The organism is Micromonospora sp. NPDC049301, assembly GCF_040678715.1.
Classification (GTDB): domain Bacteria; phylum Actinomycetota; class Actinomycetes; order Mycobacteriales; family Micromonosporaceae; genus Micromonospora.
Genome location: NZ_JBFAQO010000007.1, coordinates 26592 through 48571, shown reverse-complemented (window position 1 = coordinate 48571; position 21980 = coordinate 26592). Strand labels below are relative to the sequence as shown.

At 75.8% G+C, this 21980-nt stretch carries 8 protein-coding genes; all 8 read left to right on the top strand.

Translation table 11 applies throughout. The features are described 5' to 3' along the window. Positions 1-24 precede the first annotated feature (24 nt). The 8 genes from AB0K07_RS21680 to AB0K07_RS21645 are packed head-to-tail and all read left to right on the top strand — an operon-like array spanning position 25 to position 21979. The gene (locus tag AB0K07_RS21680; protein ID WP_363757224.1) at positions 25-3534 is read left to right on the top strand and encodes an AMP-binding protein; all 3510 of its coding nucleotides are present in this window, start codon (positions 25-27) and stop codon (positions 3532-3534) included. Then, positions 3531-6614 (top strand): thioesterase domain-containing protein, encoded by a 3084-nt coding sequence (locus AB0K07_RS21675; RefSeq protein ID WP_363757223.1) that lies wholly within the window; start codon positions 3531-3533, stop codon positions 6612-6614. Before AB0K07_RS21680 ends, AB0K07_RS21675 begins: the two co-directional genes overlap by 4 nt. After that, positions 6611-8920 carry a lantibiotic dehydratase gene (locus AB0K07_RS21670; protein ID WP_363757222.1) on the top strand — a complete coding sequence of 770 codons (2310 nt, stop codon included), beginning with the start codon at positions 6611-6613 and terminating at the stop codon, positions 8918-8920. Before AB0K07_RS21675 ends, AB0K07_RS21670 begins: the two co-directional genes overlap by 4 nt. Next, positions 8917-12468, top strand: a complete 3552-nt coding sequence (locus AB0K07_RS21665; RefSeq protein ID WP_363757221.1) for an amino acid adenylation domain-containing protein — start codon at positions 8917-8919, stop codon at positions 12466-12468. The genes AB0K07_RS21670 and AB0K07_RS21665 overlap by 4 nt, the downstream gene beginning before the upstream one ends. 14 nt (positions 12469-12482) lie before the next feature. Then, positions 12483-17999, top strand: coding sequence for an SDR family NAD(P)-dependent oxidoreductase (locus AB0K07_RS21660; protein ID WP_363757220.1), 5517 nt, complete (start codon positions 12483-12485; stop codon positions 17997-17999). Positions 18000-18022: 23 nt separating this feature from the next. After that, positions 18023-18976 (top strand): TauD/TfdA family dioxygenase, encoded by a 954-nt coding sequence (locus AB0K07_RS21655; protein WP_363757219.1) that lies wholly within the window; start codon positions 18023-18025, stop codon positions 18974-18976. Then, positions 18976-19164: an MbtH family protein gene (locus AB0K07_RS21650; RefSeq protein WP_363757218.1), complete on the top strand. Its 189-nt coding sequence runs from the start codon at positions 18976-18978 to the stop codon at positions 19162-19164. Before AB0K07_RS21655 ends, AB0K07_RS21650 begins: the two co-directional genes overlap by 1 nt. A gap of 40 nt (positions 19165-19204) precedes the next feature. After that, positions 19205-21979 carry an amino acid adenylation domain-containing protein gene (locus AB0K07_RS21645; RefSeq protein ID WP_363757217.1) on the top strand — a complete coding sequence of 925 codons (2775 nt, stop codon included), beginning with the start codon at positions 19205-19207 and terminating at the stop codon, positions 21977-21979. Position 21980 lies beyond the last annotated feature (1 nt).

Here is a 21980-nt window from a genome sequence, read left to right as displayed (position 1 = left end):
GTGGAGCGGTGTGCGCGTCCTGACATGGGGACCTCGACGCTGATCCATCGCTTCGGCGATGTCGCTGCCACCCGTCCCGATCATCCCGCCGTGCTCGGCGACACCGACCCGCTCGACTACGCCGCCCTCGCCGGCCTGGCCGGCGGGCACGCCGACCTGCTGGGCGCGGCGGGCGTCCGGCCCGGTGACCGGGTCGGCCTGCTGACCGCGCACGGCACCGGCACCATCGCCGCGATCCTCGGCGCGCTCGCCGCGGGCGCCGCCTACGTGCCGCTCGACCCCGGCTTCCCGGAGCAGCGGTTGCGTCACCTGCTCGACGGGGCCGACGTCACCGTCCTGCTCTGCGGTGGCGAGCACACCGAGCTGGCCCGGCGGCTCGCCGCCGACCGGCCCGGCCTGCGGGTCGTCCCCGCCGTCGACGTGTGGCCCGCACCGCTGCGGCCGGTGCCGGTGGACCCGGACGCGCTCGCGTACGTGCTGTTCACCTCCGGCTCCACCGGTCGGCCCAAGGCGGTCGGGCAGAGCCACCGCAACCTGACGCACGTGGTGGACAACCAGATCGCCACCCTCGACCTGCGGCCGGACGACCGGCTGAGCCTGCTCGCCTCGTTCAGCTTCGACGCGGCCATCCCCGACCTGTACCCGGCCCTGCTCACCGGCGCCGCCGTCGTTCCGGTCGACCTGCGGCGGCACGGGCTGGCGTACGCCGTCGAGCAGTTGGCCCGCCACGGCGTCACGGTCTACCACTCCACCCCGACCGTCTACCGGTACCTGTTGGACACCCCCGGCGTCGAGCGGCTGGACCGGGTCCGGGTGGTGCTGCTCGGCGGCGAACAGGCCAGCTACGCCGACGCCGCCCGCGCCCGGGGCCGTTTCGCTCCCGGCTGCGTCCTGGTCAACGGCTACGGGGCCACCGAGATGACCTTCGCCGCCCGGTACGCGCTGCCGCTGGCCGACGTCGACCCCGCGGCCACCGGTCCGCTGCCGATCGGCGCCGCCCTTCCCGGGTACGCGCTGCGGCTGGCGCCGGACGGCGAGATCGTCGTGCGCAGCCGGCACCTCGCCCCGGGCTACCTCGACCAGGCCAGCGACCGGTTCGGCCACGACCCCGACGGCGTGCCCGCGTACCGCACCGGCGACCTGGGGGAGCTGCTGCCCACCGGCGAGTTGCGCTGCCTCGGCCGGCTCGACCGGCAGGTCAAGGTGCGCGGCTTCCGGGTCGAGCTGACCGAGATCGAGGCGGTGCTCGCGGCCGAGCCGGGCATCGCCGAGGTGCGCGCCATCGCCCGCGACGGTGAGCTGCTGGCGTACGTCCGGCCGGCCGGGCCGCCGGTGGACCCGGCGGCGCTGCGGGCCGCGCTGGCCCGGCAACTGCCCGAGTACGCGTTGCCCCGCGCGGTCGTGCCGGTCGCCGAGTTCCCGCTGACCGTCAGCGGGAAGGTCGACGAGCGGGCGCTGCCCGACCCGGCGCGGGCGGTGCCGCCCGGGGACGGGCCCGCCACCCCGACCGAGCGGATCGTGCACGACATCTGGTGCGCCGTGCTCGGCCGGGAGGCGGTCGGCCGCACCGACAGCTTCTTCGACGTCGGCGGCCAGTCCCTGCTGCTCGGTCAGGTGCAGCAGCGGCTGGCCGAACGGTTCGGTGTGGCGGTGCCGCTGCTGCGGCTCTTCGACCATCCGACCGTCGCGGCCCAGGCCCGGTTGGTCGACCCGCCGGCGCCGATCACCCCGGCGGCGGTTGGCACGGCGCCGCCCCTGTCCGCCGTGCCGTCGACGGCAGCCAGCCCGTCCGCCGCGGCGGACGGTCCGCGCGAGTACACCGGCGACGAGATCGCCGTGGTCGGGCTCGCCGGCCGGTTCCCCGGCGCGCCGGACGTGGCCACCTTCTGGTGGAACCTGTGCGCCGGCGTGGACGCCATCCACGACCACACCGACGAGGAGTTGGCCGCACTCGGCGTCGGCCCGGGGCTGCGCGCCGACCCCCGGCACGTCAAGGCCACCGGCCGGCTCGACGGGGTCGCCGACTTCGACGCGGAGTTCTTCGCCTTCGGCGACCGGGAGGCCGCCCGCACCGATCCGCAGCACCGGTTGTTCCTGGAGACCGCGTGGGAGGCGCTGGAGGACGCCGGCCACGACCCGACCCGGTTCCCCGGCCTGGTCGGCGTGTACGGCGCGACGTCCGTCAACCGCTACTTCCTGTTCCACCTCATGGACAACCCGGCCGTGGTGGGCGACGTCGACCCGGACGACTGGGAGGCCCGGCTGGTCGGCCGGCAGCTCACCGACCACCTGCCCGGCCAGGTCGCGTACCGGCTGGGGCTGACCGGGCCGGCGCTGGCGGTGCAGAGCGCCTGCTCCAGCTCGCTGGTCGCGGTCTGCCTCGCCGCGCAGAGCCTGGCCGACTACCAGTGCGACATCGCCCTGGCCGGTGGGGTGAGCGTCACCTGGCCCCGGCACCGGCACACCCCCGGCGGCCTGGCCTCCCCGGACGGCCGCTGCCGCGCTTTCGACGAGGCCGCCCAGGGCGCCGGGTTCGGCTCCGGCGTCGGGGTGGTGGCGCTGCGCCGGCTCGCCGACGCGCAGGCCGACGGTGACCGGGTCCTCGCGATCCTGCCCGGCTGGGCGGTCACCAACGACGGCGCGGAGCGCGCCGGCTACGCCGTCCCCGGCCCGGCCGGGCAGGCCGCCGCGGTGGCCGGCGCGCTCGCCGCCGCCGAGGTCGCTCCCGGCGAGGTCCGCTTCATCGAGGCGCACGGCAGCGGCACCCCGCTCGGCGACGCGATCGAGGTGGCCGCGCTGCACGAGGTCTACCAGGGCACCGCTCCCGCCGAGACCTGCGCCCTCGGCTCGGTGAAGACCACCATCGGTCACCTCGACGCCGCGGCCGGCATCGCCGGGCTGATCAAGGCGGTGCTCGCCGTGCAGCACGGCGTCATCCCGCCGAACCTGCACTTCACCCGCCCGCACCCGGAGATCGACCTGGCGTCCGGCCCGTTCTACGTACCGACCAAGGTGCGGGACTGGCCGGACGCGCCGCGCCGGGTCGCCGGGGTCAGCTCGTTCGGGCTGGGGGGCACCAACGCGCACGTCGTGGTGGAGCAGCCGCCGTCCGCCGAGCCGGCCGACACCGGGCCGGGCGGCGCGCAGGTGCTGCCGGTCTCGGCGCGTACCCCGGTGGCGCTGCGGGCAGCGCTGACCCGGCTGCGCCGGCACCTGGCCGGCAGCGCCCCCGCGCTCGCCGAGGTCGCCGCGACGCTGGCCCTGGGCCGGCGCGAGTTCGCCTGCCGGGCCGCCGTCGTCGCCACCGACGCGGCCGGCGCGGTCGCCGCGCTGGACGAGCTGCTGGCCACCGACGCCCGGGTGGCCGGCCCGCCCGGCGCGCTGCGCGAGCTGGCCGCCGGCTGGGTGGCCGGTCAGCCCCTGGACTGGACGGCTCTGCACCCGGCCGGCGGCGTCCGACGCACCTCGCTGCCCACCTACCCCTTCCAGCGGCAGCGGTACTGGATCGACCCCCCTCAGAAAGGCGTGCGGTGAACTGGTTCCTCTCCGCCGGCAGCCGCGATCCGGCACCGGTGCAGTTGTTCTGCCTGCCCTACGCCGGCGCCGGCGCGAGCGCGTTCCGCCACTTCCCGGCCCGGTTCGGCCCGGACGTCGAGGTGCTGCCCGTGCAGCTACCCGGCCGGGAGAACCGGATCAGCGAGGACCCCCGGTTCCGGGTGGCCGACGTGGCCACCGCCATCGCGGAGCGGGCCGACCGCCCGTACGCCATCTACGGCCATTCCATGGGCGGGCGGCTCGGCTTCGAGGTGGTCCGCGAGCTGCGCCGCGCGGGTCGTCCGCTGCCGCTGCGGCTCTACGTCGGGGGTGCCCGCGCGCCGCACGTCAGCGCGCCCAGCGTCTTCGACGGGCTGTCCCGGGTGGACGACGAGGAGCTGCTGCGCCGGCTGCGGACCGGCGGCGGGCTGCCCGCCGGAGTGCTGGAGCACCCGGAGCTGGTCGAGCTGCTGCTGCCGCTGCTGCGCGCCGACTTCGAGCGGGTGGACGGCTACCGGTACCGGCCCGAGGAGCCGTTGCCGGTGCCGATCGTGGTGTTCAGTGGCCGTGACGACGGGGCGGTGACCCGCGAGCAGAGCGCCGCCTGGCGGGAGCACACCAGCGCCGGCTTCACCCTGCACGACCTGGACGGCGGGCACTTCTTCCTGCACGACGCGCTTCCCGACCTGGCCGCCGCGATCCGCGCCGACCTGGCCGCCGCGATCCGCGCCGATGCGGGCCCGGCCGGTCCGGGCGCCGTCGCGGCCGACGCGCACCGGGTGCCGCTGGGCGACACCGGCTGGTCGGTGTGGCGGGACGCGATCCTGCGCAGCACCGGTTTTCCGGCCGACGGGCTGACCCTGCTGTCCGCCCCGCAGGCCGCCGCGGCGGCCGACGACCTGCTCGCCACCGGCACCGGGGCCGAGCTGTTCGACAAGGAGTTCGCCGAGGCGGTGTCCGTCGCCGGTCGGCGGCTCGTCGAGCTGGCCGCCGACCCGCTGCTGCGCGAGGCGGTCACCTGGCAGAACCGGGGCGCGCTGGTCGCCCTCGACGGGCTGGTGCGCGGCGGCCCGGACGCTGCCCGCAACGTTCGGCGGCGCGACCGGGAACGCGCGGTGCTCAAGTACTGGCAGCGCTACTGCGGCAAGAACGAGACCGTCGGCTTCTTCGGCCCGAGCTGCTGGGTCACCCTCGACCCGGAGCTGCCGGTCGCCGCCGAGGCGCGCCCGGGCGCGGCGCTGACCCGCCGCCGGTGGGTGTGGTTCGAGTCGTGGGCGCTGGCCGCGTACGCCCAGCGGATCGGTGCGGACGTGGCGGTGCGCCGGTGGTGGGCGCCCCGGCTCGCACCGCAGCTGAGCCTGGTCGGCCGGGAGGTGCGCCGACCGGGCCGACCGCCGGTGCCACTGTCCCCGGTGGAGGCGGCGCTGCTCGCCGCCGCCGACGGCCGCCCGGCCCGCGACCTGGTCAGCGACCCGGGCATCGGGCTGCGCCGCCCGGAGGACGGGTACGCGCTGCTCGACCGGCTGGTGGAGCGGGAGCTGGCCACCTGGGACGCCGCGCTGCCGGTGAGCCCCGCCGCCGAGGAGGTGCTGCGGCAGCGGATCACCCAGATCGGCGATGCCCCCGCCCGGGCCGCCGCGCAGGCCGGCTTCGACCGGTTGTGCGCCGCCCGGGACGCCGTCGCCGCCGCGGCCGGCGACCCGGACCGGTTGCGCGTCGCGCTGGACGCCCTCGACGAGACGTTCACCGACCTCACGGGGCAGCCGGCGCAGCGCCGGGCCGGCGAGATGTACGCCGGCCGGACGCTCTGCTACGAGGACACCAGCCGAGACCTGGACGTGGCCTTCGGCGCCCCGCTGCTGGACGGCGTCGCCGCGCCGCTGGCCGTGCTGCTGCGGGCCGCCCGCTGGCTGACCGGCGCGCTGGAGGAGGCGTACGGGGAGGCGTTCCGGGAGCTGTACGACGAGCTGCGCGCCGAGGCCGGTGACGCCCCGGTGGCCCTGTCCGACCTGTGGTTCCTGGCGCAGGGACTCTTCTGGGGCAGCGGGCCGCGCCCGGTCGACGCCGTGGCCACCGAGTTCGCCGCCCGCTGGGCCGGGCTGTTCGGGCTGACCGACCTGCCGGCGGGCAGCACCGAGGTGCGCCTCGACGTGGCGGACCTGGCCACCCGGGTCGAGCAGGTGTTCCCGGCCGTCCGGCCGCGCTGGTCCAACGCCCGGCTGCACAGCCCCGACCTGCAGATCTGCGCCGCCGACGCGGACGCGCTGGCCCGCGGCGACTACACCGTCGTGCTCGGCGAGCTGCACGCCGCCTGGTCGTCGTTCGACTGCCAGGTGTTCACCCCCTCGCATCCGGACGTCGAGCGGCTGCGCGCCGCGCTCGCGGCCGACCTCGGCCCGGACCGGATCCGGCTGCTCTTCCCCACCGACTGGCCCCGGCGCACCAGCCGGGTCGCCGAGGCGCTGATCGGCCCGACCGACCGGCAGTTGGCCTTCGCGCCCGCGCCCAACGCCGAGCCGCAGCGGGTGCTGCCCACCGTGGCGCTGAGCGTGCACGACGAGGACGGCCGGCTGGTGGTCGCCGCCGCCGACGGGCGGCGCTGGCCGCTGACCGAGGTCTTCGCGAACCTGCTCAGCACGCACGCCGTCGACGGGTTCAAGCTGGTCGCCGCGGCGCCGTACACCCCCCGGATCACGCTGGACCGGCTGGTGGTGGCCCGGCAGACGTGGCGGACGACCGTCGGCGCGAGCGGCCTCGGCACGGTGACGGGGGAGCGGGCGCGATTCCTGGCTGTGCGCGACTGGCGACGTCGGCTGGGCCTGCCGGAGCAGGTGTACGTCAAGCTCGGCACCGAGACGAAGCCGTGCTTCGTCGACCTGAGCAGCCCCGCCTTCGCCAACATGTTCTGCGCCATGGTGCGGGCGGCACGCCGGTACGGCGGCGACGACACGACGCTGGTGGTCAGCGAGATGCTGCCGACCGCGAACGACGCCTGGGTGCCCGACGCGGCCGGCCGGCGCTACTTCAGCGAACTGCGGCTGCACATCGTGGACACCGACGAGCCGGAGCCGGCCCGATGAACCATCTGCTGCCGCTGGGTGACACGGGCTGGTCGGTGTGGCGCCACGTGGTGCTGCGCACGGCCGGCTTCCCGGCCGCCGGGCTGGACGCCTTCGCCGCGCCGGACGCCGCCGACGCCGCCGACGCGCTGTTGGCCGGCGAGGCCCCCGCCGAGATGTTCGACAAGGCGTTCGCCGTGGCGCTGACCGACTCCTCGGCGGCCGCCGGGCGGATCGCCGCCGACCCGCTGCTGCGTGAGGCGGTCACCTGGCAGAACCCGGAGATGCTGATCGCCCTGGACGGTCTGCTGCGCACCGACCCCACCGTGCGCAACGTCCGGCGGCGCAAGCGCGAGCTGAGCCTGCTGCGCTACTGGCAGCGCTACTGCGCGAAGGCCGAGACCATCGGCTTCTTCGGCCCGGTCTGCTGGGGCACCCTCGATCCCACCGATCCGGCAACCCGACTGTGGCCGGGCCCGGAGCTGGTGTCCCGTCGCGAGGTCCACTTCGAGGCCTGGGCGCTCATCGCGTACGCCGACCGGCTCGCCGATGACCTGGCCGTACGCCGCTGGTGGGCACCGGCGCTGCCACCGCACCTGAGCGTGACGGGGCGATGGCTGCACCGGCCGCTGCACCCGCCGGTGGAGCTGTCCGTGCTCGACGCGCGGTTGCTGGCCTCCTGTGACGGGCGTACCCCGGCCGGTGCCGTGGTCGAGCGTGTCCGCGCCGACGGCGACGCCGGGCTGCGTACCGACGCGGACGGCTTCCTGCTGCTCGACCGGCTGGTCGAGCGTGGCCTGCTGACCTGGGACGCCGGCCTGCCGATCAGCCCCCGTGCGGAGCAGGTGCTGCGCGAGCGGCTGGCCGCGATCGGCGACCCGACGCTGCGCGCCGACGTGACCGCCGGCTTCGAACGGCTCTGCCTGGCCTGCGACGAGGTGGCCGCGAGCGCGGGAGATCCGGACCGGCTCGGCGCCGCGCTGGCCGCGCTGAACACGGAGTTCACCGCCGTCACCGGCCGGCCCGCCACCCGGCAGGCCGGTCAGATGTACGTCGGCCGCACGATCGCCTACGAGGAGACCGCGCGGGACCTCACCGTCGCCGTGGGCGCCAACGTGCTCGACGCGCTCGCCGAGCCTCTGGCCGTGGTGCTCCAGGCGGCCCGCTGGCTGACCGCCGACATCGGCGCCGCGTGCGAGCGGATCCTCGCCGAGCTGTACGAGGAACTGCGCGCCGACGGGCCGGTGCGGCTGGCCGACGTCTGGTCCCTGGCCCAGGGGCTGCTGATGGCCTCGGACGGGCCGCTGGCCACCGCCGCCGCGGGCTTCACCGCCAGGTGGGCGGAGCTGTTCGACCTGGCCGCACTGCCGCCCGGTCAGCCCGAGCTGCGGTTGCACAGCGCGGAGCTGGCCGACCGGGTGCGCCGGATCTTCCCGGCGGAGACGCCCGGCTGGCCGTCGGCCCGGATCCACAGCCCGGACGTGCAGGTCAGCGCCACCGATCTGGCCGCGCTGAACCGGGGCGAGTTCCTGCTGGTGCTCGGCGAGCTGCATCCGGCCAACGCCACCTTCGACAGCGCGGTCTTCGTACCGTTCCACCCCGACCCGGCCGCGCTGCGCGCCGGCCTGGACGCCGACCTCGGGCCGGCCCGCGTCCGGGTGCTCTACCCGGAGGGCTTCCCCCGGATCACCACCCGCACCACGTACGCGCTGAGCGGCCCCGCCGACCGGCAGCTCGGCATCGACACCGCCCGCGGCGCGGAGGCCGACCGGCTGGTCGCGGCGACCGACGTGCGCGTGGTGCCGGCCGGCGACGGGTTGACGGCGGTGCTGCCCGACGGCAGCCGGTGGCCGCTGATGGAGGTGTTCGCCAACCTGCTCGGCTCGCTGCTGGTCGACGCCTTCAAACTGCTCGACCCGGCCCCGCACAGTCCGCGGATCACCATCGACCGGCTGGTCGTGGCCCGACGGACCTGGCGGACCACGGTGGGGGAGAGCGGCCTGGCCGGGGTGACCGGGGAGGCCGAGCGGTTCCTCGCGGTGCGCCGGTGGCGGAGCCGGCTCGGCCTGCCCGAGCGGACGTTCGTGAAGGTCGGCACCGAGGTCAAGCCCTGCTACGTCGACCTGACCGGCCCGCTTTACGCCCAGTCGCTGTGCGCGATGGTCGACGCCGCCGCCCGCAGCGGGCCGGACGTGACGCTCGTGGTCAGCGAGCTGCTACCGGCACCGAACGACAGCTGGGTGACCGACGGGTCGGGCCGCGCCTACGTCAGCGAGCTGCGCCTGCAGATCACCGATCCGAGCAGCTACCACGGGGGGAACGGGTGACCGACATCCTGTCCATCAGCGCCGTACGGGGCGAGCCCCTGCCCTGGCCGGACGCGACGATCGCCGACCTGGTGGTGGCGCAGGCCGCCCGCACCCCGGACGCGGTGGCGGTACGCCAGTGGAACGACCGGCTCAGCTACGCCGAGCTGGTGGCCCGGGCCGCCGGGGTGGCCGCCGCGCTGCGCGCCCGGGGCGTCGGTCGGCAGACCCGGGTGGGGGTGTGTGGCACCCGCCGGCCGGAGCTGGTCGCCACCGTGCTGGGGGTGTTGCTGGCCGGCGGTTGCTACGTGCCGCTGGAGCCGGGCGGCCCGCGTCGGCGGCTGCGCGGGATCGCCGCCGACGCGGGCCTGTCCCTCGTGGTCGGTGACGCCGCCGAGGCGGAGTTCGGCGACGCGCCCGGGGTCGAGGCGGTCGGCCTGCCCGGCCCGGCCCCCCTCGCGCCCTGCCCGGCGCTCCCCGGCGACCCGGCGTACGTGCTGTTCACCTCGGGCTCCACCGGCCGACCCAAGGGGGTGCTCACCAGCCACCGCAACGTGGTCGAGTTCGTCACCGGCGTGGTGACGCTCACCGGGGCCGACGCCGGCGTCCGCAGCCTCGGCATCGCCTCGCTCGGCTTCGACGCGGCCACCATGGACCTGTTCGTGCCGCTGCTGCTCGGCGGCACGGTGCAGCTGCTCGGTACCGAGGACCGCGCCGACCCGGCCCGGCTGGCCCGGTTCATCGCCGCGCACGAGGTCAACTGGGGCTTCATCACGCCCACCGTGCTGTCCATGCTGGACCCGGCCGAGCTGCCCGGCTGGCGCACCGTGCTGTGCGGCGGTGAGGCGGTGCCGGCCGCGTTGGTCGCCCGCTGGGCGCCCGGTCGCCGGTTCCTCAACGGCTACGGCCCCACCGAGACGACGGTGCTGGCGGTCAGCGGCCCGTTGAGCGCCACCGAGACCGACCCGATGCCGATCGGCCGGCCGCTGCCCAACCACCGGGCCCACGTGGTGGACGCCGCGCTGGAGCCGGTGCCGCCGGGGGAGACCGGTGAGCTGCTGATCGGTGGGCCCGGGCTGGCCGACGGCTACCTGGGCCGGCCGGGGTTGACCGCCGAGCGGTTCGTACCGGACCCGTTCTCCGGCCTGCCCGGCGAGCGGCTGTACCGCACCGGCGACCTGGTCCGGCACGACCCGGACGGGCGGATCGTCTACCTCGGCCGCGCCGATCGGCAGGTCAAGATCCGCGGGCAGCGCATCGAGCTGGGCGAGGTGGAGGCGGTGCTCGCCGACCTGCCCGGGGTGACCGGCGTCGCGGTCGAGGCGGTGCCCGGCCCGGCCGGCGTCGAGCTGGTCGCGTTCCTCACCCCGGCGGCCGCGCCCGACGACGCCATGCTGCGCGCGTACGCCGGCAGTCGGCTGACCACGGCGATGCTGCCGGCCCGGGTGCTGCGCTGCGCCGCGCTGCCGGTCAGCCCGGTCAGCGGCAAGCTGGACCGGTCGGCGCTGCGCGCGCTGGCCGCCGCCGCGCTGACCACCGCCCCCGCCGACAGTGCCGCCCCCTCCGACACCGTCGCTCCGGACGGGTCCGCCACACCAGACGGGTCGGTGGCGGCGGGGGTGGCCGGGATCTGGACCCGGTTGCTCGGCGCGGCACCCGGGCCGACGACCGACTTCCTCGCCGCCGGCGGCAACTCCATCGCCGCGATGCGCCTGGTCGCGGCGCTCCGCGCCGAGCTGGGCCGGCAGCTCGACACCCGCGAGGTGTTCACCCAGCGCACCTTCGGCCGGCTGGCCGAGCGGGTGGCCGCCGCGCCGACCGGCGGCGACGGGCTGAGCACCGGCAACCCGCCCACCCTCTCCCCGCCGCAGCGCCGGCTCTGGTTCGTGGACCAGCTCGCGCCGTCCAGCGCGCCGTACAACATCGCGGTGGCGCACCGGTTGCGCGGCCCGCTGGACACGGTCGCGCTCGGGGCGGCGCTGCGGGCCGTCGCCGAGCGGCACGACGTGCTGCGCTGGCGGATCCCGCAGACCGGTGGCGTGCCGTACGCGGTCTGCGCCGAGCCCACCGACGTGGCCGTGCCGGTGGTCGACCTGACCGGCAGCGCCGAGCCGGAGGCGGAGCTGGCCAGGATGCTCGCCGCCGGCGCCGCGCACCCCTTCGACCTGGCCACCGGCCCGCCCTGGCAGGTGACGGTCTACCGGCTCGGCCCGGCCGAGCACGTGCTCGCCGCCACCTGGCACCACGCCGTCTTCGACGGTTGGTCCGAGCGGGTCTGCTACGACGACCTGGCGGCCGGGTACGCCCGTGCGCTGGCCGGTGAGCCGCCAACCCTGCCGGAGCTGCCGGCCCGCTACGCCGATTACGCCGTCTGGCGGGCCGAACGGGACCGGCTGCGCGGCGCCGCCGACCTGGCCTGGTGGACGGCGCACCTGGACGGCGTGCCGACGGTGCTGGACCTGCCCCGGGACCGACCCCGGCCGGCGGTGCAGACCTACGCCGGGGCGGAAGCGGCCGTCCGGCTGTCCGCCGACACCGACCGCGCGGTCCGTGAGCTGGCCGAGCGGCGCGGCACGACGGTGGCCGCGGTGCTGCTGGCCGCGTTCGGTGAGCTGATCGCGCGGCTCACCGGCGGCGACGACCACGTGCTCGGCGCGATCGTCGCCGACCGGCGACTCGCCGCCTTCGACGACGTGATCGGTTTCTTCATCGACACGGTGCCGGTGCGGGTCCGCGCCGGCGGGGCGAGCTTCGCCGAGCTGGTCGACCGGTGCGCCGGTGAGCTGCACGAGGCCACCGCCCACCCCGGGGCGCCGCTGGAGCGCATCGTCGAGGCGCTCGGCGTCGGCCGGGACACCGCCCGCGCGCCGCTGGTGCAGGTGCTGTTCAACGTGCTCAACTTCGCGCCGCCCCGGCTGACGCTGACCGGGTTGACCGCCGAGCCGGTGCCGGTGCCCAAGCCGGGCTCACCCTTCGACATCACCGTCTACGTGGTCCAGTCCGACGGCCGCGCCGGGGTCGAGGTGGTCTACAACCCGGACCTCTTCGACGCCGGGCGCATCGACGACCTGCTCGCCGACCTGGCCCAGCTGGTGGGCGCGCTGGCCGGCGCACCGGACACGCCGGCCCGCGAGGTGGCCGCCGCGCTGCCCCGGCCCACCGTGCGGGTGCCGCAGCTCGGTGCGATGACGGTCGCCGGCAGCGAGCCGACCGGCCTCCCGCCGGCCCTGGTGCCCGCCGGTCCGGACGGGCTCACCGAGACCGAGGAGCTGATCGCCGGGATCTGGCGGGAGGTGCTGGAGCGCGACCGGGTCGGGGTGACCGACAACTTCTTCGACATCGGCGGGCACTCCCTCGCGCTCGCCGCCGTGCACGCCCGGCTGACCGCCGCCACCGGCCGGTCCATCAAGATGCTCGACCTGTTCCGCCATCCCACCGTCCGGGCGCTCGCCGCCAGCCTCGACGGCGCCGCCGACCGCCCGGAGTTGGCGCGGGCCGCCCTGCGCGCCGCCGCCCGCCGCAGCCGTACCCGCCGTATCCCTCCCCGCCGCCCCGGCGGCACCGCGTGACGAAGGACAGCCTGATGAGCAACCCGACCGCAGCCGACCTGCCCGACGACGCCACCGACCTGCCCGAGGAGGGCATCGAACCGATCGCGATCGTCGGCCTGGCCGCGCGCCTGCCCGGCGCCGCCGACGTGCACGAGTTCTGGCGCAACCTGGTCGACGGGGTGGAGTCGGTCACCGAGCTGACCCGGGAGGAACAGCTGGCCCGGGGCGCGCGGATCGAGGAGGTCGACGACCCGGGCTGGGTCAGCCGCGCCCCGCTGGTCGACGGCTACGACGAGTTCGACGCCACGCTGTTCGGGATGACGGCCCGGGAGGCGGAGCTGACCGACCCGCAGCACCGCCTGTTCCTGGAGTCCTGCCACAGCGCGCTGGAGGACGCCGGCTACGACCCGGACCGCTACGACGGCGCGATCGGCGTGTACGCCGGCACCGGCGGCAACACGTACCTGCACCGCAACGTGCTGCGCAACCGGCGGGTCGGCGGCAACCCGCACGGCGCGGTCTCCATCGCCACCGGCAACTCGCCCAACTACGTGGCCACCAACGTGTCGTACCGGCTGGACCTGCGCGGGCCGAGCCTGACCGTGCACACCGCCTGTTCCACGTCGCTGGTCGCGTTCCACCTGGCCTGCGAGGCGCTGCGCAACGGCGAGTGCGACATGGCCCTCGCCGGTGGTGTGAACATCGAGCTGCCGCACGTCGGCTACCTCGGCATGGAGGGCTTCACCTCGCCCGACGGCCGGTGCCGCCCGTTCGACGCCGCCGCCAACGGCACGGTGTGGGGCAGCGGCGTCGGGGTGACCCTGCTCAAGCGGCTCTCCGACGCGATCGCCGACGGCGACGCCATCCGCGCGGTCGTGCTCGGCAACGCGATCAACAACGACGGCGCCGGCAAGGTCGGCTTCACCGCGCCCAGCGTCGACGGGCAGGCGACGGCCATCGCGCAGGCCGTGGCGATGGCCGACATCGACCCGCGCACCATCACCTACGTCGAGGCGCACGGCACCGGCACCGCGATGGGCGACCCGATCGAGGTGGCCGCCCTCTCCGCCGTCTACGCCCGCGACACCGACGAGCGGGGCTGGTGCGGCATCGGCTCGGTGAAGTCGAACATCGGCCACCTCAGCCAGCCCTCCGGCATCGTCAGCGTGATCAAGACGGTGCTCGCCATGGAGCACGGGCTGATCCCACCGACGATCAACTTCGAGACGCCGAACCCGGCCGTCGAGTTCGCCGACACCCCGTTCTACGTGGCCAACACCCTCACCAAGTGGGACACCGACGGCGGGCCCCGCCGGGCCGGGGTCAGCTCGTTCGGCATCGGCGGCACCAACGCGCACGTGGTCCTGGAGGAGGCGCCGGCGGCGTACCGCACGGACCGCCGGGTGCGTCCGGCGCACCTGCTCCAGGTCAGCGCGGCCACCGCGAGCGCCCTGGACACGGCGGTGCAGCGCCTCGCCGCGCACCTGGACGGCGCCGCCGACGCCGGCCCGGCGTACCTCGCCGACGTCGCAAACACCCTGCTCGTCGGCCGCCGCCCGCACCCGTACCGCCGCGCCGTGGTCGCCACCGACCTCCCCAGCGCCGTGACCGCCCTGCGCGCCCCGAGGCGCGGACCGCGCGCACCGCAAGGACCGCAAGGCCCCCGCGAACCGCAACCATTGACCACCAGTCCAGCCCCGACAGTAAGCTTCCTGTTCTCCGGTCAGGGCTCCCAGTACGCCGGGATGGGCGCGCAGCTCTACGCCGAGCAGCCGCGCTTCGCGGCGGTCGTCGACGAGTGCGCCGACCTGCTCCGCGCCGACCTGGGCCTGGACCTGCGTGACCTGATCCTCGGCCGCGACCCGGCGGCGGGGGAGAAGCTCACCGAGACCCGCTACACCCAGCCGGCGCTGTTCACCGTCGAGTACGCCCTGGCCTCGCTCTGGGAGACCGCCGGGGTGCGGCCCGCCGCGATGATCGGTCACTCCATCGGCGAGTACGTCGCGGCCACCGTGGCCGGGGTGCTGAGCCTGCCGGACGCGCTGCGGGTGGTCGCCGCCCGGGGCCGGCTGATGCAGTCGCTGCCGGCCGGGTCGATGCTCGCCGTCGCGCTGGACGAGTCGGTCGTCGCCGACCTGCTGCCCGACGGACTCTCCGTGGCCACGGTCAACGGGCCGGGCACCTGCGTGGTGGCCGGCGAGTCCGCCGCCGTCGAGGCGTTCGCCGCGACGCTGAAGGGCAAGTCCAAGATGCTGCGCACGTCGCACGCGTTCCACTCGCCGATGATGGAGCCGATCCTCGCCGAGTTCACCGCGTTGATGGGCACGGTGTCGCTGCGCCCGCCGACGGTGCCGTTCCTGTCCAACGTCACCGGCACCTGGATCACCGCCGAGCAGGCCACCGACCCGGCGTACTGGGCGGCGCACCTGCGCCAGCCGGTCCGCTTCGGCGACTGCGTGGCCACCCTGCTGGCGGCCGGCACCTGGCAGCTGGTCGAGTGTGGCCCCGGCCGGCAGTTGGCCAACCTGGCCCGGATGCAGGTCGCGAAGGCCGCGCCGGCGCAGCGCGCGCTCACCCCGCTGGGCAGCCTGCCCGGCGCCGGGGAGAGCACCGGTGACCTGGCGGCCCTGCTCGCCACCGCTGGCGCGCTCTGGTGCGCCGGGCTGCCGGTGCGCGTCGACGCCGACCCGGCGGCCCGCCGGGTGCCGCTGCCCACGTACCCGTTCGAGCGCCGCCGCTACTGGATCGAGCCGGACCCGGAGCAGCCCGCGGCGGTCGCGCCGGTGGAGACCGGGCCGCGACCGCTGGCCGAGTGGTTCGCGGTGCCGGTCTGGCGGCAGGCCGCGCCGTTGCCGCCGGCCGGGTCGCTGGGCCGCTGCCTGGTCCTCACCGCGGGTCCGCGCGGTGACGCGCTGGTCGCCGGCCTGCGGGCCGCCGGTGCCGACCCGGTGCCGGTACGCCCCGGCGACGCCTTCGCCGCCGCCGACGGTGGCTACCGGCTGCGCCCCGGCGTACGCGCCGACCACGACGCGCTGGTCGCCGCGCTCACCGCCGACGGTGCGTTCCCGGGTCGGCTGGTGCACGCGTTCACCCTGGACGGGGCGCCCGCCGGCACCGACATCGCGGCTGCCTGGGCCGCTCAGGAGCGGGGCTTCTTCAGCGCCCTGCACCTGGTGCAGGCGCTCGCCGGCGCCGGCCTGACCGGCGAGGAGCACAACCTCGCCCTGGACCTGGTCACCGCCGGCACGGGCGACGTGCGCGGCGACGACCTGCGCCGCCCGGAGCACGCCACGCTCGCCGGTCTGGCCCGGGTGCTCCCCGCCGAGCTGCCCGGGCTGGCCGTCCGGCTCGTCGACGCGGACCCGGCCGACGACGACACCGGCGCGCTGGTCGCCGAGCTGCGCCGGCCCCGGGAGCCCGAGGTGGCCCTGCGCGGCGGCCGCCGCTGGGTGGCCGACGTCGAGCAGGTGACGATCGACGCCGAGGGGGAGCCGGGCGCGCTGCGCGACGGCGGCCGGTACGTGATCACCGGTGGGCTCGGCGGCATCGGCATCACCCTGGCCGAGGACTTCGCCACCCGGGCCCGCGCGAAGCTGGTGCTGCTGGCCCGTTCCGGGCTGCCGGAGCGGGAGCGGTGGGACGACCACCTCGCCGTGCACGGCGACGACCGGGCCGGTCGGGCCATCGCGGCGATCCGGCGCATGGAGGCCGCCGGCGCGGAGGTGCTGGTGCTCGCCGCCGACGTGACCGACCCGGCCGATCTGCGCCGGGTCCGCGACGCCGCCACGGCCGCGTACGGCGGCATCGACGGCATCGTGCACGCGGCCGGCCTGCCCGGCGGTGGGATGGCCGAGGTCAAGGAGCGGGCCGAGGCGGAACGGGTGCTCGCCCCGAAGCTCGCCGGCACCCTCGCCCTCGCCCAGGTCTTCGGTGACCTGCCGCTGGACTTCGTGGTGCTCTGTTCGTCCATCACCGCGGTGGTCGGCGGTTTCGGGCAGGTGGACTACTGCGCCGCCAACGCGTTCCTGGACGCGCACGCCCGCTCCGGTGCGGGCTGGCGTGCCCCGGTGCTGTCGCAGAACTGGGGTGGCTGGGCCGAGGTGGGCATGGCCGTGGAGACCGCCGCGCCGGCCGGGTTCCGGGCGGCCGGCCGCGACACCGTGACCAGCGCGGTCGACCACCCGGTGCTCACCACGAAGGTCACCGGCCCGACGGAGATCGTGCTGCACGGCCTGGTCTCCGCCAGCACCCACTGGCTGCTCGACGAGCACCGGATCGGCGGCGTGCCGGTCGTACCGGGCACCGCCCACCTGGAGTCGGTGCGGGCCGCGGTCACCGCCGCGCTGCCCGCTCCCGACGCCGGCGCGGCCGTGGAGCTGCGCGACGTGGTGTTCCTGGAGCCGTTCGCGGTGCCCGACGGCACCGTCGCCCAGTACCGGGTGGAGTTGACGCCGGCCGACGACGGCGGCACCGACTTCGCGGTCCGGAGCCTGGCCGGCGGCCGGCTGCGCACCCACGTGCGCGGCACGGCCGGCTGGACCGACGAGCCGACCCCGCCGGCCACTCCGGCCGTCGCGGACGGCCGCCGGGTCGACGACGACGCCTCGTTCGGGCGGGGCCGGACCAGCATGCTCACCTTCGGGCCGCGCTGGGCCGCGCTGGCCGAGCACCACCTGGCCGACGGCTCCGAACTCGCGGTGGTCGAGGCGCCCGCCACCGCCGTCGGCGACCTGCCCGCGTGGGGCCTGCACCCCGCGCTGCTGGACGTGGCGACCGCGTTCGGCCGGGGCCAGGGCAGCGGCACGTACCTGCCGCTGTCGTACGGCCGGATCGTGGTGCGGGAGCCACTGCCGGCCCGGTTCACCAGCGAGCTGCGGCACCGGACCGGCGGCACCGACGAGGTCGTCACGGCCGATCTGTCGCTGCGCGACCCGGAGGGCCGGGAGCTGGTCGCGATCAGCGACTTCGTGCTGCGCCGGGTCGACCAGGGGGCCGTCACCGGCGGCCTGACCGGACCGTCCGACGCGGACTCCGGTGCGGTCGCGCCGACCTCGACCGAGGACATCCGGCCGGTGGACGGTGCGGAGGCGTTCCGCCGCAGCCTCACCGCCGGCCTCGGCGCCCAGGTGGTCATCGCCACCCGGACGGTGGACGACATCCGGCACCGCGCCGGGCGGGTCACCACCGACAACCTCACCGGCGACGACGTGGTCGCCGACGCGGCACCGCCCGTCGTCGGGGACGGCAGCGCCGCACCGGGCACCGATCTGGAGATCACCATCGCCCGGGTGTGGCAGGACGCGCTCGGGGTGGCCCAGGTCGGCGTCGACGACGACTTCTTCGCCCTGGGCGGCAACTCCCTGGTCGCGGTGCAACTCATCGCCGCCATGCGCAGGGCGACCGGGGTGAAGCTGCCGATGCGCAGCCTCTTCGAGACCCCCACCGTGGCCGGGCTGGCCGCCCGGATCGAGGAGCTGCGGGCCGCCACCACCGACGAGCCGGCCAGCCCGGCACGGATTCCCACCATCCCGCGACTGCCCCGCGCGTGACGAGAAATCAGGAGTAGAGAGCCATGAGCGACACGATCGCCACGCTGCCCGTGGTCGTCGAATCCGACGGCCGGGCGCTGACCGAGCTGATCACCGAGCGCCGGGCCGAGCTGCGGGCCACCCTGGCCGAGCAGGGTGGCCTGCTGTTCCGCGGCTTCGACGTGGGCGGGGTGGACGGCTTCGACCGGGTGGTTCGGGCGCTGTCCGGTGAGCCGCTGACCTACACCGAGCGGTCCTCACCGCGGCACGCCATCAAGGGCCGGGTGTACACCTCGACCGACTACCCGCCGGACGAGGAGATCTTCCTGCACAACGAGAACTCGTACCAGGCGCGCTGGCCGTTGACGCTGTTCTTCTACTGCATCACCGCGCCGCAGACGCTCGGCGCCACCCCGCTGGCCGACATCCGCCAGGTCTACCGGGAGATCGACCCGGCGGTACGCGAGGAGTTCGTCGCCCGCCGCTGGATGCTGATGCGCAACTTCCACGAGGACTTCGGCGCGAGCTGGCGGCACGTCTTCGGCACCGACGACCGGGCCGAGGTCGAGGCGTACGCGGCGGCCAACCGGATCAGCCTGGAGTGGGTGGGCCGCGACGGCCTCCGTACCCGGGCGGTCCGCGACGCGGTGCACCACCGCCCCGGCTCGGACACCCCCCGCTGGTTCAACCACGCCACCTTCTTCCACGTGAGCAGCCTGGCCAAGGACCTTCAGGAAGGGCTGCTGGCCATGTTCGGCGCCGACGGGTTGCCGTCGAACACCTACTACGGCGACGGCGGCGAGATCCCCGCCGACGTCATGGACCACCTGCGCGCCGCCTACCGGGCCGCCAGCGTCCGCTTCGACTACCAGCGCGACGACGTGCTGGTGGTGGACAACATGACCGCCGCGCACGGGCGGGAACCGTTCACCGGTCCCCGCAAGATCGCCGTCGCGATGGCCGAACCGCACACCCCCGAGACCGTTGGAGAGCAGTGATGGCCGAATCCCGATTCCTGGTCGTGCGCAACGACGAGGAGCAGTACTCCATCTGGTCGGCCGAGCGCGACCTCCCGGCGGGGTGGCACGACGCCGGGTTCGCCGGCACCCGCGAGGAGTGCCTGGCGCACATCGACACCGTGTGGACCGACATGCGCCCGCGCTCGGTACGCGAGGCGACCCGATGAGAGCGCGGAGCCCGGCGGTAGCGAACGGAAGGCGGAAACGATGACCAGCGAGTGGACCTTCCCGGCGTCCTTCGCCCAGGAGCGGGTGTGGACGGCCAACCAGCTCGACCCGGGCTCGCCGGTCTACAACGTCTCCGCGCCTTGGCGGTTCCCGGCCGGCGTCACGGCCGCGCAGGCCGTCGAGGTGCTCGCCCAGGTGGTCGCGCGGCACGAGTCGCTGCGTACGCACCTGCGGATGGTCGACGGCGCGCTGGTGCAGGTGGTCCGGGCCGCCGAGCCGCTGGAGCTGCCGGAGCTGGACCTGACCGGTCTGCCGGCCGAGGAGCAGGAGCGCCGCTACGCGGAGACGCTCACCGAGCTGGCCCGGACCCCGATCCCGCTGGACGCCCCGCCGCTGTGGCGGGCCCGGCTGGTCCGCTTCGGCGACGGCCGGCTGCGGTTGCAGTTCGTGGTGCACCACGCGGTCTTCGACAGCCACTCCGCGGTGCTCTTCGACGCCGAGATGGCCGCGTTCGCCCGGGCCGCGCTGACCGGCGCGCCCGCCGACGTTCCCGAGCTGCCCATCCAGTACGCCGACTTCGCCGTCTGGCAGCGCGACCAGCTCACCGGTGACGAGTTGGCCCGGCAGCTCGCCTTCTGGCGCGACCACCTGGCCGGCGCGCCGGCGGTGACCGGCCTGCCGCTGGACCGGCCGCGCCCCACCCAGCTCGGCTTCGCCGGCGACGAGGTGCGCTTCGCGCTTCCCGACGGGCTGCTGGACCGGGTCGGGCAGCTCGCCGCCGGCACCTCGGCCACCCCGTACATGGTGCTGCTGGCGACCTTCGCCGCGCTGCTGTCCCGGCTCTCCGGCGACCCCGAGGTGGTGGTCGGTGTCTCCACCGCCGGCCGGGACACCGCCGAGCTGACCCCGCTGATCGGCATGTTCGTCAACCCGGTCGCGCTGCGGTGCGACCTGACCGGCGACCCGAGCGGGGCCGAACTGCTCGGCCGGGTCCGTACCGGCCTGCTGGACGCGATGGAGCACGGGCAGACGCCGTTCCAACGGATCGTCGAGGCGGTCGCCCCGCACCGGGACCCGTCGGTGCAGCCGGTGTTCCAGACCGCGCTGAACTTCATCCCGGACTCCGGCCTGGACCCGGTGCCGCTGGGCACCACCAAGGACGACCTGGCCTTCGACATCACCGGCGGCACCAGCCGGCTGGTCTACCGCACCGACCTGTTCGACCGGGCCACCGCCGAGCAGATCGTCGCCCGCTACCTGCGGCTGCTCGCCGCCGCCGTCGCCGACCCGGCGACGCGGCTGTCCGCGCTGCCCCTGCTCGACGACGCCGAACGCGCCGTGCTGCTCACCTGGACCGGCACCGGCGGCGAGGTGGCACCGACCACCCTCGTCGCCGAAATGGAACGGCAGGCCGCCGTCACCCCGGCGGCGGTCGCGCTGGTCAGCGACGGGGTGGAGCTGAGCTACGCCGAGCTGGCCGTCCGGGCCAACCGGCTGGCCCGGCTGCTGGTCGACCGGGGCGCCGGTCCGGAGACCCGGGTCGCGCTGCTGCTGCCCCGCTCGGTGGATCTGGTGGTGGCCATCCTCGCGGTCCTCAAGACCGGTGCGGCGTACCTGCCGGTGGACACCGACTATCCCGCGAACCGGATCGACTATCTGCTGACCGACGCCGAGCCGGCGCTGGTGCTGGCCACTCCGCAGACGGCCGCGCTGGCCCCGACCGGCGCGCTGGTGCTCGGCCCGACGACCGCCGCGGACCTGCGCGACGCCGATCTCACCGACGACGACCGGCGGGCGCCGCTGCGACCGGAGCACCCCGCGTACGTGCTGTACACCTCCGGCTCCACCGGCCGGCCGAAGGGCGTGCTGGTCGAGCACCGCGCGGTCACCGCCTACCTGGCCTGGGCCCGCGACACCTATCCGGGCCTGGCCGGCACCGCGTTGCTGCACTCGCCGGTCTCGTTCGACCTGACGGTGACCGGGCTGTTCGGCCCGCTCACCGCCGGCGGCACGGTCCGGTTGGCCGGCATCGACACGCCGGCGGCCCGTGCCGGCGGCCCGCCGACCTTCCTCAAGGTCACCCCCAGTCACCTGCCGCTGCTCGATGACGCGTTGTCGCCCACCACCGACCTGGTGATCGGCGGCGAGGCGCTCACCGGCGAGCAGTTGGCCGGCTGGCGGGCGGCGCACCCCGAGGTGGCGGTGATCAACGAGTACGGCCCGACCGAGGCGACCGTCGGCTGCGTCGCGGCCCGGATCGCCCCCGGGCAGCCGGTGCCCGCCGGGCCGGTACCGATCGGCCAGCCCACCTGGACCACCCGGGTCCACCTGCTCGACGCCGCGCTGACCCCGGTGCCGCCGGGCGTGGTAGGCGAGCTGTACGTCGCCGGGTCGCAACTCGCCCGGGGCTACCTGCGCCGGCCGGCGCTCACCGCCGAGCGCTTCCTGCCCTGCCCGTACGGCCCGGCGGGGGAGCGCATGTACCGCACCGGTGACCTGGCCCGCTGGCGGGCCGACGGGACGCTGGAGTACCTGGGGCGCCGGGACAACCAGGTCAAGGTCCGGGGCATGCGGATCGAGCTGGGCGAGATCGAGTCGGTGCTGCGCGCCCGCCCGGACGTGGACGAGGCGGCGGTCGTGGTCCGCACCGACACCGGCGAGCCGACGCTGGTCGGCTACCTGGTCGGCCCGGCCGACGATGCTGGTCTGGTCGGCCGGGGCGGCGATGGGGGGTGGGTGAGAGAGGTAGGGGGTGGGGTTGGGGAAGTGTGTGGGGTGAGCAGTGTAGTTGTGGGTGGGGGGCGGGGGATTTAAA

What these genes read in the sequence shown, in the direction of transcription:
- AB0K07_RS21645 (WP_363757217.1), top strand. Translation starts at nt 19,205, where the DNA reads ATGACCAGCGAGTGGACCTTCCCGGCGTCCTTCGCCCAGGAGCGGGTG.
- AB0K07_RS21650 (WP_363757218.1), top strand. Translation starts at nt 18,976, where the DNA reads ATGGCCGAATCCCGATTCCTGGTCGTGCGCAACGACGAGGAGCAGTAC.
- AB0K07_RS21670 (WP_363757222.1), top strand. Translation starts at nt 6,611, where the DNA reads ATGAACCATCTGCTGCCGCTGGGTGACACGGGCTGGTCGGTGTGGCGC.
- AB0K07_RS21660 (WP_363757220.1), top strand. Translation starts at nt 12,483, where the DNA reads ATGAGCAACCCGACCGCAGCCGACCTGCCCGACGACGCCACCGACCTG.
- AB0K07_RS21655 (WP_363757219.1), top strand. Translation starts at nt 18,023, where the DNA reads ATGAGCGACACGATCGCCACGCTGCCCGTGGTCGTCGAATCCGACGGC.
- AB0K07_RS21680 (WP_363757224.1), top strand. Translation starts at nt 25, where the DNA reads ATGGGGACCTCGACGCTGATCCATCGCTTCGGCGATGTCGCTGCCACC.